This window comes from Candidatus Aquicultor sp., from assembly GCF_054640775.1.
The window spans coordinates 1-15,652 of record NZ_JBTSLF010000057.1; the positions used below are offsets into that span (position 1 = coordinate 1).

12 protein-coding genes are annotated in these 15,652 nt (G+C 46.7%); 4 read left to right on the forward strand and 8 right to left on the reverse strand.

Annotated elements, in window-relative coordinates; all coding sequences use genetic code 11:
• The 3 genes from ACYC56_RS06450 to ACYC56_RS06460 form a co-directional block, all read left to right on the forward strand.
• Window positions 1-896 (forward strand): fused MFS/spermidine synthase (locus ACYC56_RS06450; protein WP_461373357.1); only part of this gene is annotated, 896 nt, incomplete at its 5' end.
• Window positions 893-1,159: a hypothetical protein gene (locus ACYC56_RS06455; RefSeq protein WP_461373358.1), complete on the forward strand. Its 267-nt coding sequence runs from the start codon at window positions 893-895 to the stop codon at window positions 1,157-1,159. The genes ACYC56_RS06450 and ACYC56_RS06455, both read left to right, overlap by 4 nt.
• A gap of 652 nt (window positions 1,160-1,811) precedes the next feature.
• Window positions 1,812-3,002, forward strand: coding sequence for a transglycosylase SLT domain-containing protein (locus ACYC56_RS06460; protein WP_461373359.1), 1,191 nt, complete (start codon window positions 1,812-1,814; stop codon window positions 3,000-3,002).
• A 32-nt stretch (window positions 3,003-3,034) separates the two neighbouring features.
• On the opposite strand, the gene ACYC56_RS06465 is transcribed toward ACYC56_RS06460, so the two are convergent.
• The 4 genes from ACYC56_RS06465 to ACYC56_RS06480 all read right to left on the reverse strand — a co-directional run bounded on the left by ACYC56_RS06465 (window position 3,035) and on the right by ACYC56_RS06480 (window position 7,697).
• Window positions 3,035-4,201 (reverse strand): ABC transporter permease, encoded by a 1,167-nt coding sequence (locus tag ACYC56_RS06465; RefSeq protein WP_461373360.1) that lies wholly within the window; start codon window positions 4,199-4,201, stop codon window positions 3,035-3,037.
• Between the two features lie 10 nt (window positions 4,202-4,211).
• The gene (locus ACYC56_RS06470; protein WP_461373361.1) at window positions 4,212-4,931 is read right to left on the reverse strand and encodes an ABC transporter ATP-binding protein; all 720 of its coding nucleotides are present in this window, start codon (window positions 4,929-4,931) and stop codon (window positions 4,212-4,214) included.
• 24 nt (window positions 4,932-4,955) lie between these two features.
• Window positions 4,956-6,752 (reverse strand): efflux RND transporter periplasmic adaptor subunit, encoded by a 1,797-nt coding sequence (locus ACYC56_RS06475; RefSeq protein WP_461373362.1) that lies wholly within the window; start codon window positions 6,750-6,752, stop codon window positions 4,956-4,958.
• 270 nt (window positions 6,753-7,022) lie between these two features.
• Complete coding sequence (locus tag ACYC56_RS06480) at window positions 7,023-7,697, reverse strand: Yip1 family protein (protein ID WP_461373367.1); 675 nt, start codon at window positions 7,695-7,697, stop codon at window positions 7,023-7,025.
• Window positions 7,698-8,078: 381 nt separating this feature from the next.
• Between ACYC56_RS06480 and ACYC56_RS06485 the strand changes: the two genes are divergently transcribed.
• Window positions 8,079-9,800, forward strand: coding sequence for a hypothetical protein (locus tag ACYC56_RS06485; RefSeq protein ID WP_461373363.1), 1,722 nt, complete (start codon window positions 8,079-8,081; stop codon window positions 9,798-9,800).
• 266 nt (window positions 9,801-10,066) lie between these two features.
• Here ACYC56_RS06485 and ACYC56_RS06490 read toward each other — a convergent pair whose 3' ends face one another.
• From ACYC56_RS06490 to ACYC56_RS06505, 4 genes are all read right to left on the reverse strand, one after another.
• Window positions 10,067-12,928, reverse strand: a complete 2,862-nt coding sequence (locus ACYC56_RS06490; RefSeq protein ID WP_461373364.1) for a TOTE conflict system archaeo-eukaryotic primase domain-containing protein — start codon at window positions 12,926-12,928, stop codon at window positions 10,067-10,069.
• Between the two features lie 68 nt (window positions 12,929-12,996).
• Window positions 12,997-13,920, reverse strand: coding sequence for a nucleotidyl transferase AbiEii/AbiGii toxin family protein (locus tag ACYC56_RS06495; protein ID WP_461373365.1), 924 nt, complete (start codon window positions 13,918-13,920; stop codon window positions 12,997-12,999).
• Complete coding sequence (locus ACYC56_RS06500) at window positions 13,917-14,519, reverse strand: type IV toxin-antitoxin system AbiEi family antitoxin domain-containing protein (RefSeq protein ID WP_461373368.1); 603 nt, start codon at window positions 14,517-14,519, stop codon at window positions 13,917-13,919. Before ACYC56_RS06500 ends, ACYC56_RS06495 begins: the two co-directional genes overlap by 4 nt.
• 702 nt (window positions 14,520-15,221) lie before the next feature.
• Window positions 15,222-15,652, reverse strand: a 431-nt coding sequence (locus tag ACYC56_RS06505) for a hypothetical protein (RefSeq protein WP_461373366.1), incomplete at its 5' end; no start/stop codon positions are given.

Below are 15,652 nucleotides of genomic sequence, written 5' to 3' on the forward strand. Positions count from 1 at the left end.
GATCGCTTCTTGCGGGGTTCTTGCTCATCCCCGTAATCGGGGTCAAGGGGACCACCTTTGTCGCTGCGGGGCTCAACCTTCTTGTCGCCTCGGGCATGCTTGTGGTGTCGCGGTCTGAGAGCGGGAAGCGACTTTTGGCAATCGGCATATTCGCCCTGGTAGTTATCGGGGTCATCGCAGGCACCACCCAGCCGCCGGCAATTGCCCACAACTTCTACCGGATTGCCGACTATCAATCGTATGATGAGTATCAGCAATACCTCAAAGATATTAAAACCCTGTATTTTGATGATGACCTGCATGGGCGAATAACCGTCTTTCAAGCACCCGACGGCGAGCGGTCCCTGGCAAATGACGGAAAGATCGAAGGATCGAACACGGCGTACGATAAGCAAATCACCTCGCTGCTCTCACTTATTCCCCTTGCAAGCGCCCATGACCCTAAATCCGAACTTGTCATCGGGCTCGGGACCGGCATTACCGCATTTGCGGGTCTCACCGGTTCGAATGTTACGGTCGATATCGCGGAGATCAATCACGCCGCCCTGCCGGCATCAAGATTCTTTATTGGAAACTCCATCGAGACGAATAATCGCGCGCATATTTACTTTAACGACGCTAGAAACTACCTTTACACCACCGATAAAACCTATGATGTCATCACCTCGGAGCCAAGTTACCCGGTCTCAACGCATGTTTCTCATCTGTTTACTAAAGAGTTCTTTGAGCTTGTCTCGAAGCGCTTAAACAAGGGTGGCGTCTACTGCCAGTGGATCCCCCGCTACATCATGCGAGATGACGACATGTTGATGATGTTTAAGACATTTACCTCCACCTTCCCTATACATACGTCTGGGGCACCAACTTTGGAACTAGTCAGGCGGAAGATATTATGATGGTCGGCGTCAAGAACGATAAAACCCTTGATGTCAAAGATATCGAGAAGAAGGTGCGCACTATTGCAACCCAGCGGCTAGGGCTCAAACAGCTTGATTTTAGCTTCTACGCCGACCCTGCAACGATTTCTAAACTTGCCCACGGCACGCTCTCTGACGGAAGCCCCATCCCCCTCAATACCGATGATCGCCCGCTGCTCGAATTTATCGCACCAAAAAACCACATCGAATTCTTCAGGGAAGGTACCAAGGGGATTAATTAAAGGCGGGATTACTCCTTATCGATTCTCATTCAAAGGGCCGGGCAAATTCGGCTTTTTTTATTCACAAAAGCTAGCGGTTAATTCTTCCTTTAATGGAGCAACAGTTGTATCATTGGCATAATCTACCTTTAACGGGTAAGGCATAAATATCCATCCGCCAACAACCAAGATACGGCGGGCGTAAATAGCAAAAGGAGATGGTGAGCATTGAAAAAGGCGTTAACGATGATGGTTTTCTTTCTTTTCGGAGGATTTCTCGTATTCTGGAAATTCCCCGATGTCCAGAGCTGGTATCAGTTGAAACGGGAAGGGATTCTCTAAGCAGACACTCGCAATAACAGACGCATTATATATCACAGCAGAAAAGAGCCCGGCTTTAAGCCGGGCTCTTACTTTATCAGCGCCATTTCGGATGCTACATCGGCCTATTCCGGATAACCGTAAATTATGACTACCGCTTGCTAGACAAGCACCGGTTCATTCTGGTGATACTACGATAAGCTATTGCTATAGGTGCTTTTCACGGGCTTCAAGCGCTGCTTTACGCCGGCTTCACCGGTTGACCTACGCCAGTATTACTGGTTAACTTAAACAATATATGGTAGTTTTTCGCACATTTCATCGGACAAGAACCGTAATAATAATCGCAGTAATGCTTCTGCTCCTGGCTCCTACCGCGCTTGCCTCCCAGCTAGACGATAAGCGGACGAAGCTAAAGAATATCGATGCCCAAATAAAGGCGACAGAAGCCAAACAAAGCGCTGTCGCGAAACAGCAAGACGAAGCCCTCCGCCAGATTCAGGCAAGCAACCAGAAAATGGTCCGGGCGCAAAAGCAGCTCAATAGCATGCAAACGCAGCTCAACGATATGATTGCCAAGAGGAAAGACGCCGATGCCAGATTGCGTGAGACGCAGCAACGGCTGGACGCAACGCACGTAAAACTTGTCGATGCTCAAAAGCGCCTTGCCCTAAGACGAGGGGTATTCAATAAGCGCCTCATTAACGCTTATAAAAATAAAAGTCTCAGCATCGTCTCGGTGCTTTTGGGGTCAGAGAACTTCAACGATCTGATTAACCGCATTGCGTTTATAGGCATGATCGCCAAGGCGGATAGCAAAATCGTTTTCAACATGAAACAGCTGACTGCGACCATTTCATCTGAAATCGCCCAGGTCGAAGTCATGAAAAACGCCATAAGCGAACAGCGCGAGTACCTCGTCGCCGAGGAACACCGTATCAATGCGAAAAAGGGCGGCATTATCGCGCAACAAAAGCAGCTTCAAGACGAGGCGAGCAAACAACAGAAGCTCTACGCCATTGTCCAGCAAGAAAAAGCCCGGCTCGCACAGAGCACGAGTCTGCTTAGGACCACCTCAAACATAATAGCGGGTCAAATCAATGCGCTCGAGAAACGAAGCAGCGGCATCGGCGACACCAATAGGGCGCCCAGCATATCCGCCGGAAACCTATCGGCTCTCGCCGCAAAGACCGCCAAGAAATACGGGATTCCAACGAAACTCTTCTTCGCCCTCATCAAGCAGGAGTCGGGATGGAACTACCGGGCGGTGTCAAGCTCCGGCGCGATAGGGCTCACCCAGGTAATGCCGTTTAACATAACCGCCATGGGATACAACATCAGCGAGTTCAAGAACTCACCCAGCCAGCAGCTCGAAGCCGGCGCATCGTATTTGAGCATGCAATTCAAGACCTTCGGCCGATGGGACTACGCCCTCGCCGCCTACAACGCCGGCCCCGGCGCAGTACTGCAATACGGCGGCATCCCCCCGTACAAGGAAACGAGAAACTACGTTCGTTCTATCCTTGCCATGGCCGGACGATAGTAAACCAAGAAGACGATACGCTTCTTCTGTAGCTATTCATACCGCAGTGCCTCAATCGGGCTGAGACGCGATGCCTTAAATGCCGGGTATGCGCCGAAAAAGATTCCGATTCCGGCGGAAAAGAAAAAGGCTAGACCGACCGACCATATAGTTACCTCACTTGGTAACAACGCCCTCAGCACTAGCGAGCCGACGACGCCGATTAAAATACCTATTAAACCGCCAATAACACTGAGCGTCGCCGATTCAATCACAAATTGCATGAGGATATCGTGCGTTTTCGCACCGACCGCTTTTCTGATGCCGATCTCGCGTGTTCGCTCGGTAACCGAGACGAGCATAATGTTCATAATGCCGATGCCGCCGACTATGAGCGATATCCCGGCGATGCCGCCGAGCATTAAAGTCATGACGCCAGTGATGTTCTGCACGGTGCCAAGCAGGCTCTGCTGTGATGCAACGCTAAAGTCGTCCTTCTTTAAGGTCTTGCCAAGAATCCGCGTGATCTCATCGCTTGCCGTATCCACGCTGTTCTCATCGGTTGCCTCCACAAGAATTTGACTTATCTGGTCGGTACCGAGAAGGCGCTGCGCCACTGTTATCGGGATAAAAACAACGTCATCCTGGTCCATGCCGAGAGTTGAACCTTTCGCCTCGATCGCGCCGATAACGGTAAAGCGCTGGCCGTTGATGGATATATTGCGGCCAACCGGACTGTCGCCATTGTAGAGATCGCTGACGATGGTTTGTCCGACCACAGCAACTCTCCTGCCGCCGTTTATATCTGGATCTGTTAGAAATGCCCCCTCAGCGAGGTTATAGTTGGTCAACTTAGCATAATTTGCCGTCACACCGTTCATCGTTGTGGTGTCTCGTTCTTTGTTGCCAAATTTAACCATTCCTGTACCATTAACTGCGGCGCCAGCATCCAAAACGTGTGCTGCGCCTTGCTCGATCTGGCGCACCATACTGAGACGCAGCCTGTTGCTGACGCCACTACCAGGTCCCCGTCCGGCCTGCATGTTACCTGGCAAGACGTAGAGCAGGTTTGATCCTATGCTGCGAATTTGACCCGTGACAGAGCTTCTCACACCCTGCCCGACAGAGACAAGCAGGATAACCGCTGAAACGCCGATGATGATGCCCAGCGCAGTAAGCGTTGAGCGCATTTTATTCGCGATGATAGCATCGATTGCCAACCGAAAACTCTCAAGTAAGTTCATTTTTTCGCTTTCCACCAGTCATGTTCTTAATTATAGGCCCGTCCTCGACGATTTTTCCATCGAAGAGCCGGATAAGTCGCTTGGCATACTCGGCAATTTCAGCTTCATGTGTGACCAGAATCACGGTTTTGCCCTGGTCGTGCAGGGAGGAGAGAATCTCCATGATCTCCGTACCGGATTTTGAATCGAGGCTTCCTGTAGGCTCATCAGCCAGGATTATACCCGGGTCGTTTATGAGCGCTCGAGCGATCGCAACGCGCTGCTGCTGCCCTCCAGAGAGCTGCGAGGGACGGCTGCTAAGACGATCCCCTAGGCCAACGGCCTCAAGCGCGGCAACAGCCCGCTCCCGCCGCTCAAGGGTCTTTACGCCCGCATAGATAAGTGGTAATTCCACATTTTTCAACGATGACGCCCGCGGGATCAGGTTAAACGTCTGGAACACGAAGCCTATCTTTTCCAGACGCAAGACCGCGAGTTCGTTTTCTGAGAGATCGTTCGTGTCGTGACCGTCGATAAGGAGCGACCCGGCCGTGGGCGTGTCGAGACACCCGATAGCATGCATCAACGTCGATTTCCCGGAGCCCGATTGGCCCATAATCGATACGAACTCCCCATCGTTTATCGTAAGCGAAACACCATTGAGCGCATTGATTTCAACATCTTCAAGGTAGTAGGTCTTGTAGAGATCTCGTGCCTCAATAGCCATATGCTTTAAACCATCCTCGTGACATTAAGGTTCTATCTTTACGTGCTGGCCGTTTGTTATGGTGGATTTACCAACAACGATACGATCGCCTTCTTTAAGGCCTGAGGTAATTTCGTAAGAAGTATCTGACGATAACCCGATCTTAACTTCTTGCTGCTGTGCAATACCATTGCGGATGATAAACACCGTCTTTTTACCGTCGACTTTTACGGCATCAAACGGAACCGTTAATACATTTTTCTTGCTCGCGGTAGTAATATCAACATCCCCACTCATACCCTCTCGAAATTCAGTCTTCCCTGGGTTGACGACTATCGTTACCTGGAAGATCGTGCCGCCTGTCGAGTTCTTTGCAGATAGCAGCGAGATATCGGTAACCTTGCCCTTGAAGGTTTTACCCTCATAGGCGTCGAGGTTGACGTTCGCATCTTGCCCCACCTTAACTTTGCCGATATCGGCCTCATCGATATCCGCCGTGAGTTCAATCCTGTCGAAGTTAATGATCGTGATAAGGGCGGATGATCCGCCGCCGGATGCCCCCGCGCTTGCGGCGGCACTCATGCCCGCAATCTCACCGGCTTTTCCGTTTACGGCGGCGACCCTTCCAGAGAATGGTGCTTTTAAAACTGCATCCTCTGCTACGGATTGCGCCTGTTCAATCTGTGCTTGCGCCTGTTCAATCTGCGCTTGCGCCTGCTTAAGGTCTGCTGCGCGTGATCCTTGTTTCTGTAATTCGAGCTGAGCCACTGCAACATTTAATGATTTAAGCGCTGTGTCAAGTTGCCCTTGTGCGCCGTCGAGCTGAGAATCTAAGCTCCCGTCATCCTGCCCGATTTTCGCAATTTCAAGGGAGATTTGGGCTTGTTTTAATTGATTTTGAGCAATAGTGATATCTTCGTTGCGAGCCGATGCCGTCGTTAGGTTATACTGCGCATTTGCCGTATCGTAGGCTTTCTGGGCAGAGTCCACCTGCGTCTGGGCGGCTTGAAGCGCTTGATCATTTGTGGCCGAGACTCTCTGCTGTGCTTTATCAGCGGACTCGACAGCATTACTATATTGAAAGTAAGTGGTTGAAGTTGTATCCCCCGGATTTGTATTCTGGTATGCGGCGAACACACTAACCGCGTTATCATACGCCCGCTCGGCTTCGGCCAGCGATTTCGCATTAACCTCAGAGACCTTATTGTAATTTGCCTGCGCGCCGGCGAGCGCCTGGGATGCCTGATCCCTCTGAGCTATTGCGACAGCAAGTTGTTGTGATGTTGTACCGCTTCTCACTTTATTGAGCTGCTGGGTTGCAGTATCAACGCCGACCGATGCATTATCGACATTGAGCTTAGACTTTTTTTTCGCTTGCGCGACAATTTTATTGACCGTCTTAAGACTGCGTCGCGCGCTGTTTACCGCTGTGGCAGCCTGATCGACTTGTGCCTGAGAAACGGCGAGCTCAGCATGACTACGCCCCGAACGCAGCTTATCGAGACCGGCTTGTGCTATTTTTAGGCCTGCTTGAGCTTGGCTTATCTGCGGAAGTATCGAGTTCATGTCGAGAGTAGCGAGTATTTGTCCTGCAATAACCTCATCACCCCTGCGGACATCTATCTGCTGAATCCGTCCACCGGATTTAAAACTCAGCTCGGCCCGGCTCGGGAGAGATACTTTAGCTGGGGCCGACACTAGGATATCGATATTGCCCATCTCAGCAGTGGTCGCCTTAACCGTCGCCGCACGTGATGATAGTGAAATCTGCGACCAAGCGATAATTGCCACCAGTAGAAGCCCGGCAACTGCGGCAATCCTTTTGCGATTTAATTTTGGCAAAGTTCTTCCTCTGCCCTTCTTTTGTGATGATAAGCCCAATTCAGTTCTCTCTTTCTACACAAGTATAACCGATACCAATCTCACTAAGTACTTAGTGAGATTGGTATCGGCCGGTTGCACATAGGGCGAACTAATATCTATCCCTGAAACGGATTATTTTACCGCCACTTGCTCAAATAACACAAAATCAATTATATAACACTGCCGATCGCTGGAATGTGACAGAAACAAGAGATTTCATAGCCAGCATGCAACCCAATCCTCAAGCCATCAAGATGGCCTCAGGCCAGAGGTAATAGCAGTAATCAACGTAAGGACAATTGTTCCTAGTAGCCAATACCCAGCAGACATAGCTATCGCTTTGCCCTTTGACATCTTATACGTAATTGAAAACCCTATGGCAACAAGCACTAACGACCACACAATAAATATGTCGATCCGGGACAGGAATGTCCCCATTGGGCTTATGAGATTATCTGCCGGCAGCAGGGCGGATAGACCCGGTTTCACTAAGGTTTTATTAGCAGCCGTGTAGAGAGAATGAACTATCTGCTGAATAATAATCGGTGCCTGGGCATATACAACGGTTGCCCAACCCATCCTAAAGCCCGCAACTCCGCCAAGCGCCGAGGCGGCTAAATGCAACAAACCCGCTTGGACGAGTAAGCCAAGAATCGTTATGAAGAGTGTGGATATAATGCTTATACCCTTTGCCAGGGGTGAATCGAGCATCTTTTCAGTCTGCGCAACCTGCTCGGGTGACATCTGCTTGGCATTTTCCGTTAGCTGCTGTTTAGCAAGCTCCAATGAAAGTGGGGCGCTTACCACCACAAGAAGCACCGATGTGATAACAAGCAACACGACAGGAATCAGCCATGTCGGCCTTTCCCGAATGCGTTCAAATGTTTGAGATGGACTTAGTAAGATACCTGCAACGTTCTTCACTGATTCCAAAGGTTCACCCCCGAAAAATACGACCTACGCTTAAGCTAAGGATTGCCCAACAAGCCTAATGTTATGACAGTCCGCTTAAATAATCCAGATACCTGGGCAAGAAAACCATGGCTCGCAAATTTCGAGATGAGTATCTATTCGGACCTTGAACTACTCAAGAAACTATCAAAGTATACTCAAGCGGTATCGCAGTAGACATCGACGCCATATGCACAGGATTCTAAATCCGCCTGTATTGCTTTATTACTGCTACAATACTATCCTTAGTTTTACAGGAACGCCTGCTGGGCAAACAATGCCTCTCTAAGCTCGTGCCCTATCTAAGATTTAGCAAATGCAACCGTAATTAATCATACTAAGAGGAGCCGTTATATGAAACGATTTTTTACAGCTGTTATGGTCATTTCGGTTTTATTTTTATTAGTCGGGTGCAGCTCTTCAAACGACCACGCTCAAGATAAATCGACTCAAGCAAATAGTGTAGGTATTCAAACCGTCAATCTTAAAAGCGATATTCCAGGCGGCGTTACTTTTACTGTGAACAAAAAAGTAACAGCATCACTTAACTATCAGGATAACGGAAAAGATCAGGTGTTAACACTTGTTGATGGCGGAGGTTTGACATGGCGTCTAAACATACCGGCTAACGCTATTATGGGAAACAAAAAGATTAAAATGACGGCATTGAACAACGTTAAGAATAAAACTATCGGGGACCTTTCAGGCGGAGTTTTACTAGAACCTAATGGACTATATTTTATCGTTCCCGCCACTCTATCGGTATCCGGACGTAACCTTGAGAAGAACGGTGTGATTCTAACTGGCGACCATAACGGCAAGCAACTAAATTATGCTATCAACACGAGTAACGGTAAAACCATAGAAACACAGCTATTCCATTTTAGCGGAGCCTACGCTGGTGAACTCGACGATGCATTTAACAAGGGCACGAGAAAAGCGGCCATGGATGCATATGAGACGATTGTAGATGAGGCAAAAGCTTTACTTAAGAAACCTATTGAAGTTACAGAACCGCCATCAATTTCTTTGAAATGTAAGAAAGATGAGGAGAACGAAGAGGATTCAGCAGCCGTGCAAGAGTTTATTAAAGCTTCTCTTGAGCCTGAAGCAACTCTGATAAACAGGCTTCTTGCGCAAAGAAAGGCCTACGCGCAGGCCAGTGGCAGTGATAAGATGCCCTCCAGCAATGAATGGGAAATCGCTTTAGGTGAGCGAATGGTCAAAAAGGGACAGCTGATGATTGAGCAAAACAAGCCTAAAGAAGATAAGTTTTTGGCTGTGACGAGTTTTGCCCTTGCGGCGGAGAAAAATCTCAACCTACTCGCAGTCGGGAGTGGAACTAAATTGACGACGCTACTCCCCTCTCTAGCCACTTGGGCGGAAACCGTAGCCAGGAAATTCGTTAAAGAGATAAATAATAATCACGACTACACCTATCTTGGTCCTGCGATGAAGATGTTTCGGTACGCAGCGGTGCTCGGAGCGAACGGTCAAGGTTACGTGGATGAACTTGAAAAATCGATGCGTTTCCGCGTTGAGTATGAAAACCACGTGAACGCCGGAAGTGCCAAGCATTTCGATATAATAACTAAGGGAGAGGCTAAAATAAATCTTTTAACGGGCAAAGACACCGCTTCGGGCACCGGCAAATATACAAGTTATATATACCGTGGGATTGTTAAAGAATTCAAATCAACATTAGATATGCCTAATGAATACCCGGTTTCCGCATTTTTATTTAATTTCGAGCCCTGCAAATCCGACACTTTCGATATCTTAATTGACAATTTAGGGGCCGATAGCGAAAAATTTGTGGGAACGGTTTCCTCCGAAGATTTTACATTCACAAAAAGTAAGGTAGCCAAAGGTTACGTTAAAGCAATAGTATCTCGGTTGTTTAAGGATAAAAAAGCAAGTGCAAGTGACGCGGCCCTTTTAGGCGGAGATTTCTATAAATTCAGCATGCAGCTTAAAAACAAATCAAAAACTGCGGCGGAACAAACCTTTGAAGCGAGCGACGATAGATTCAGCACAAAGTGCACTATTAAGCTTATACATGATCCCGGCGAGTAGAACACGCGCCTTAAAACATAAACGATATCCTATGCCTTTTAGCCTTGTGGTCCAATATAAACTTTCGAGTTCCACAAACAGTTCGAATCCTGTCACCTGTCTCATTCTTGGGTAATAACTAAGGGCTTATGAAAAGCATTTTCGTAAGCCCTTAGTTGGGTCGTCCTGACAGGACATTATTCAAACCTGGATTTACTTGAAAAACTGGTAAATTACTTCTCTGAACTGTAGATATGATAGCAGGCTTGGTGAAAATGTCGAGGATTTTATGAAGAAGAACTAACCTCGATGCTTTTCATCAGTTCATTTGCTACATTAGAGCTTTCAAGCCGCATGATGCTTTCTTTGGCATTCCCAAAGCTTAAAAGATTTACGCTCCCATACCACACTATCCTTTGGTCGATAATGGCAAATTTCTGATGGATATTTGATTTGAACAATATATTGATACCGGTATTCTTCAAGGTATCAAAAATCTGCCCTAAGATCAGTCTACCCTTCTCTTTAAAATCTTCGGTCGGTCTTGTTATGACAGTTATTTTTACCTGCTTGTCAGCCACAGCCTCAAAATATTGCAGCATTTCCGCAACCCGCCTTTTGGTAACAAAGGGGCTGACTATCAAAACCTCGCTTGTCGCATTTATAATGTCGTTCTTGTAAATCGGTAAAAAGCTATGCTCATCAAAAATGATATCTACCGACTCTGATGCAATGCTTTCTCCTTTTGCTTTATAACCAATTGAGGCGTAACCTTTAAGCCTTTTGTTGTACATTCTTTCAAGCATTCTTATGTGGACATCGACATAATCGTATATTTGGACCTCGTTCTTATGCTCACATAATCTGTGAAGCCGGCCAGCGTATTGCTGCAATGTACCTTTCCATGATATAGGCATCGCTAAGAATAAAGTATCAAGACGGGGCTCGTCAAAACCCTCACCAATGTATTTGCCTGTAGCTACTAAAGTTAGCGGTTTATCGGGAGGAGCCTCGGATATTCTTGCTAATATATTCTTTGTTTCCTTGGCCCCCATGCTACCTGTTAAAGCTATAACATCGAGGATTTTCTCGCTTAACTTTTTTGCAAGCAGTTTAACATGGGCAGTTCTTTCGGTTAAGACAAGAGAATTCCTGCCGCTTCCCTGAGCTTTTACGACATCATCTACAATAAGCTGATTTCGTATTTCGCTAGCGGCTATTTCAGCATAGATTTCTTGTATCGTTAGTTCTTGTGCATCTTTATCTTTCGGTACCCTGAAACCTGTAAATCTTGGTATGACATAATGCTCAAAAGGTCTTTTTAAAGCTTGCTCTTTTGCCTTCACTTGAAAACGAATGGGGCCGCACTGCATAAATATGATCGGTTGATGGCCGTCTTTTCGAACAGGTGTTGCAGTTAGCCCTACTACATACTTTGCCTTTGCCTGCTTCAGTACTTGTTCAAAGCTGAAGGCGGAAATATGATGGCACTCATCTACTATAACCTGCCCGTAATCAGCGACGAGGTCTTTGACTTGGCCTTTGGAATTCAAGGACTGGATGATCCCGATGTCTACCACACCAGTAGGTCTGATCTTACCGCCACCAATAAGACCGACTTCTTTTGCTGATAGGTTAAGAAAGGTCTTAAGTCTCTCACACCATTGGTCCATTAATTGTCGCCGATGAACTAAGATAAGCGTATTGAGCTTTCTCTCAGCTATAAACCAGGCCCCAATAACTGTTTTGCCAAAAGCAGTTTCAGCACTGATAACTCCAATGTCGTGCGCTAAAGCCGCATTGGCCGCTTCTTGTTGCAGCGGAGCAAGCTCACCATGAAAACTTACATCGATATAGTTCCCTGCAAAACGCTCATCCGCCAACTCTGCCCGGATGCCGTGAGTCGCTAGCGTCTCCAATACTTCGCTTAAACATCCACGAGGTAGTCCGATATAGTTCTCGAAATCCTCCGCGCAACTTATCACCCTCGGTTTGCCGAATGTTGATAGGCGCATCGCCTGAGCTTTATAAAACTCAGGATTTTGAAACGCCGCTAATCTCATCAAGCGGTTAAGCATAGCGGGAGGAAGCCTACGTTTTTCAACATAAATCATGTTGCTTAAGACCAAACCAACGCTTTCTGGAAGCTGGTCTTCAATCATCTTAAGCGGCCTCATACCTGAAGGCGGCAGAGTCCATGGTTTATCATCCTCATCAGAGAAACTTGACCTCACACCAATTACGTCGCCGCCCGAAACTATTTCTTTAACAATCCGATTAACATCCTTGACTCTCACTCGTTTAATACTTGAGAGAAAAGCCCATTGATCGGGATGCGGCTCAAAATTCGCATCGAGGAATAAACTGTTGCCATTCTTTTTAGCTTCAAACTGCAGCGGAAGCGCTATCAGGTTTCCGAAGCCGCCTTTGGGTAAGGTATCTTGATTTGGAAACAGGCGGTCGTACGAATCAAGGCCTAGCTGGTGTCGCTTTTCCATGGTTCGTGTAAGCAGTGCACACCCAAGTTTGCGTGCCAGCGATGCAGAAATCGGCTGATCAAAGAATATCCATACATGAGCACCCTCCCCTGACCTGGAGCGCTCAATTGCTACAGGGATTTCTACCTCTTTGCAAGCCTGCATAAAAAATGCAACGTCATCCCTCCAAGCAGCCTTATCGAAATCAACCGCAAGAAACCAGCAGGTTTCATCCAATAGCAGCGGATAAATCCCTATAGTATGCTTTCCGGATAGATGATTGTTAATGATTTCGTCCGTAACCGCTCGAAACTCACGGTTCTCGCACTGCGCACACTTTATCCTCGGCTTTGCGCATAGCTCTCGATCCCACTCATGAAGGCAAGCAGGTGAATAGCCAGATTTGCCGCTTCTTCCTTCCCAGCGCATTGCAAAAACATCTTCGCGTCCCTGAAAAAGGCTTCTAAATAAGGCTATTTTAGTTTCAGCAGATGAGAGGTTAGTTATAGTGTTTGAACAACCCTGAGCTATGTCGAAAATCGTGGTTTGTACCGGTTCTACCGCTATGACTGGCAATCCAAGTTGTTCCCTTAAGCGACGATTTTCATCACGAAGCTTGGCATTTTCTGCTAGTGCTTTTTCAAGTTGTGACTGAAGATCATCGGACGCCATTAATATCTCCCTTTCGGCGAGACTCCGCATCTCTTATGATAAGATATGCTACCGTATAATCTATGTCCTTAATCTTCATCCCAAGGCCCACCGGCAAGCCAAACTTTACTAAAAGCGCGATCAGTGACAATTGCTGAAATAACTGGGTTTAAAAAGGAATATATATCATCGATGATCTGACTAAATTCAAGACCGCCTACATCAAGGCGATTACGCCTTAAAAATGCGCTCCATTGCTTTATGTGGTCCATTTCTTCTGCGAACTCACGTGTGAGGGCTATGGGTGTTACGTTTGGAATCGGTGTCTTGCGCCGATTAAATGTTGCATTGATTGCTGCCTGTAGAACATGGCCATTAAAAGCAAATATCTTTGACATCATCCAGATATCGTAAAAATCTTTCATGCGGCTGTTCACCATACCTAGCTTAACTATAGCTTCGAGTTTTTCAGCAATCATCGTCTCTTTAGGGTATGCCCGAAGCCTTGGTGTAGGCGACTCCAGCATCGTTGGATACTCGATTATTTCAATCTCAGGATTAACTGCATCACCAAAGCCAATATCAAGCTGTAAGGGAATCTGAGCAGCTCCAAGGTTTGCATTAAGAGTTATCCGTTTACCCTGGTACTCCTCATCCTCACGAATATCTATGACTTGAATATCCTCAGTATCAAATACTAGGCCATCTTGCTCTACAGGAGTAGCACAAATATTTTTAACCGTATTGATGAGGACATCATCGGAATTATCGCCAAAACCCAGAAAATCAATATCTCTAGTCGGTCGATAGAGCTCTTCTGTCCAGGCGAGGAATAGCATTCCACCTTTTAGAATAAATCTGTCAGCATACTCAGATTGGCACAGTCGATACAAGAATCGCTCATTTGCATACCTGGTAAGAACAAAGCCAAAATCTTCGCCGCGAGTCCTGCTTATATTTAGCAAGCGTTGGCGAATTGATGCTTCTATATTGGTAATCTGCCTATCTTTCACATAATCACCTCAAGATATGGTTTCATAACATTTGCCACCCGGCAGATTTTAGCATAATGCCAGAGTTCATCATTCGAGCATTTACTCTGCCTGCGACATTCACGAAGCGCTTCAATGGCGATATCGAGACCTATCTTATTGCGATACTTAAAGCAATCGGCAACCGTCTTGGCCGGAGAATAAATCTTTACAGTTACCCCTTCTATCTTATGCTCTTCAATACCAGCATCAAATGCAAGCCCTGAGAAACGAACGAAATGCATCATGGGGCGGTCGATCCTTGGTTTTCTTGCTTTTTCTTCGATGGCACACCATGCTTCGAAAGGTAGCTGCGTAGTCAGACCATGGAATTTTAGTGCCGATAGCAAACATACTACTCCACGAGGCACCCGCTTGGCAGCTTGAGCAATCGTGTGGTTCTCAGTAGGAACAGCATTAGGTAGAGCATAAAGACCGCGACCGATGTGCTCAATTAGTCCGCGATCACTCATTCGCTTCAGGTATACCCGTTCAATACCATAAACATTAAGATCCCGGGCTCTTATTGTTCCCTCTCTATTAACTATATTTAGAACTTGTTGTACCTTTGATCCAGTCATTAACTTCACATCTCATATGATACTTATTGTCGGGGTATATATAATTATCCCGACATATTGTAACACCTCTCAGCTTATATCGTCAATTTCTTTTAGAAGCTTCAGCATAATGAGGGGAATTAACGCAGCATAATTCAAGTATTAGGATAGCAGTTCGAATCCTGTCACCAACTTCCCCATAAAAAGAAAATGGCTTGTGAAAAGCATTTTTTCACAAGCCATTTCGTTGTCGCCCTCACAGGACGCTATTTGAACTCGGATGTGTTAAGGAAACTGGCAAAATATATGCCTGAGCTGCGATAATATAGTAACATACAATGGTTTTATTATAAAGAGCGACGGCAGTGTGACGTTCATGTTGGATAATGGTGAATAGATACTTTTGTGTCTAGCGTGTGGCTAGCGTTCCGTTTGTGATGGGCACTGCTATTCAAGTCTTGCTCCGTTGCAAAAACCCTTGAAGTATGTCGCTGAGCTGCAATGATATGCCGGCAGAGTTTATGTGGGAAATCGAGAGCATGCCGTGCACCCAGTGTGAAACAGCTGTGGCCGATTCCATATGTCTGTTCTTGCTGAGTTAAATGCTAAACGACCTCAAGATTTCTCTTGTAAATCAAAGGTTAGAATCTGCCGCACATGCTAACAAATACGGGGACTGCTTTTGCAGTCCCCTGTGAAGACCCATCTTCTTCTTGTACGCAACTATTTAGCAGTATAAGAGACTATTTCAAGGACTTCGCCACTGTTTGCATCGATGACCACGTTCTCGTCAGCTATTACAGTCGAAGCTTCCTGGGGTCTTGTTTCAGTTCTCGGGCCGTTCTTTAGCAGCGTAACGTTGTGAAAAGTGACAACCCAGCATGGGTAATTTCTCAACACTATATTCTTTCCAGGTATCCGAGGACCTTGGTTATTGGTAAATCTTACTTTAGCAGCAGTAGTTCTGACTTCGGCTGATTCCGCAGCTTGCCTGTCAACATCTATACCGGCAGACGCTTTTGCTTTCTTAATTGCGGTCGCCTCGCCAATCTTTGTTTGATCCTGCAACTCTTGTGCTTCAAGGCCGGCTAGTGCAAATATCGGGTTCGACGTTAGATCTTTGATGGGGCTCATGGAATTGTTGATAGCCATCG

What these genes read in the sequence shown, in the direction of transcription:
- ACYC56_RS06455 (WP_461373358.1), top strand. Translation starts at nt 893, where the DNA reads ATGATGGTCGGCGTCAAGAACGATAAAACCCTTGATGTCAAAGATATC.
- ACYC56_RS06460 (WP_461373359.1), top strand. Translation starts at nt 1,812, where the DNA reads ATGCTTCTGCTCCTGGCTCCTACCGCGCTTGCCTCCCAGCTAGACGAT.
- ACYC56_RS06470 (WP_461373361.1), bottom strand. Translation starts at nt 4,931, where the DNA reads ATGGCTATTGAGGCACGAGATCTCTACAAGACCTACTACCTTGAAGAT.
- ACYC56_RS06485 (WP_461373363.1), top strand. Translation starts at nt 8,079, where the DNA reads ATGAAACGATTTTTTACAGCTGTTATGGTCATTTCGGTTTTATTTTTA.
- ACYC56_RS06490 (WP_461373364.1), bottom strand. Translation starts at nt 12,928, where the DNA reads ATGGCGTCCGATGATCTTCAGTCACAACTTGAAAAAGCACTAGCAGAA.
- ACYC56_RS06500 (WP_461373368.1), bottom strand. Translation starts at nt 14,519, where the DNA reads ATGACTGGATCAAAGGTACAACAAGTTCTAAATATAGTTAATAGAGAG.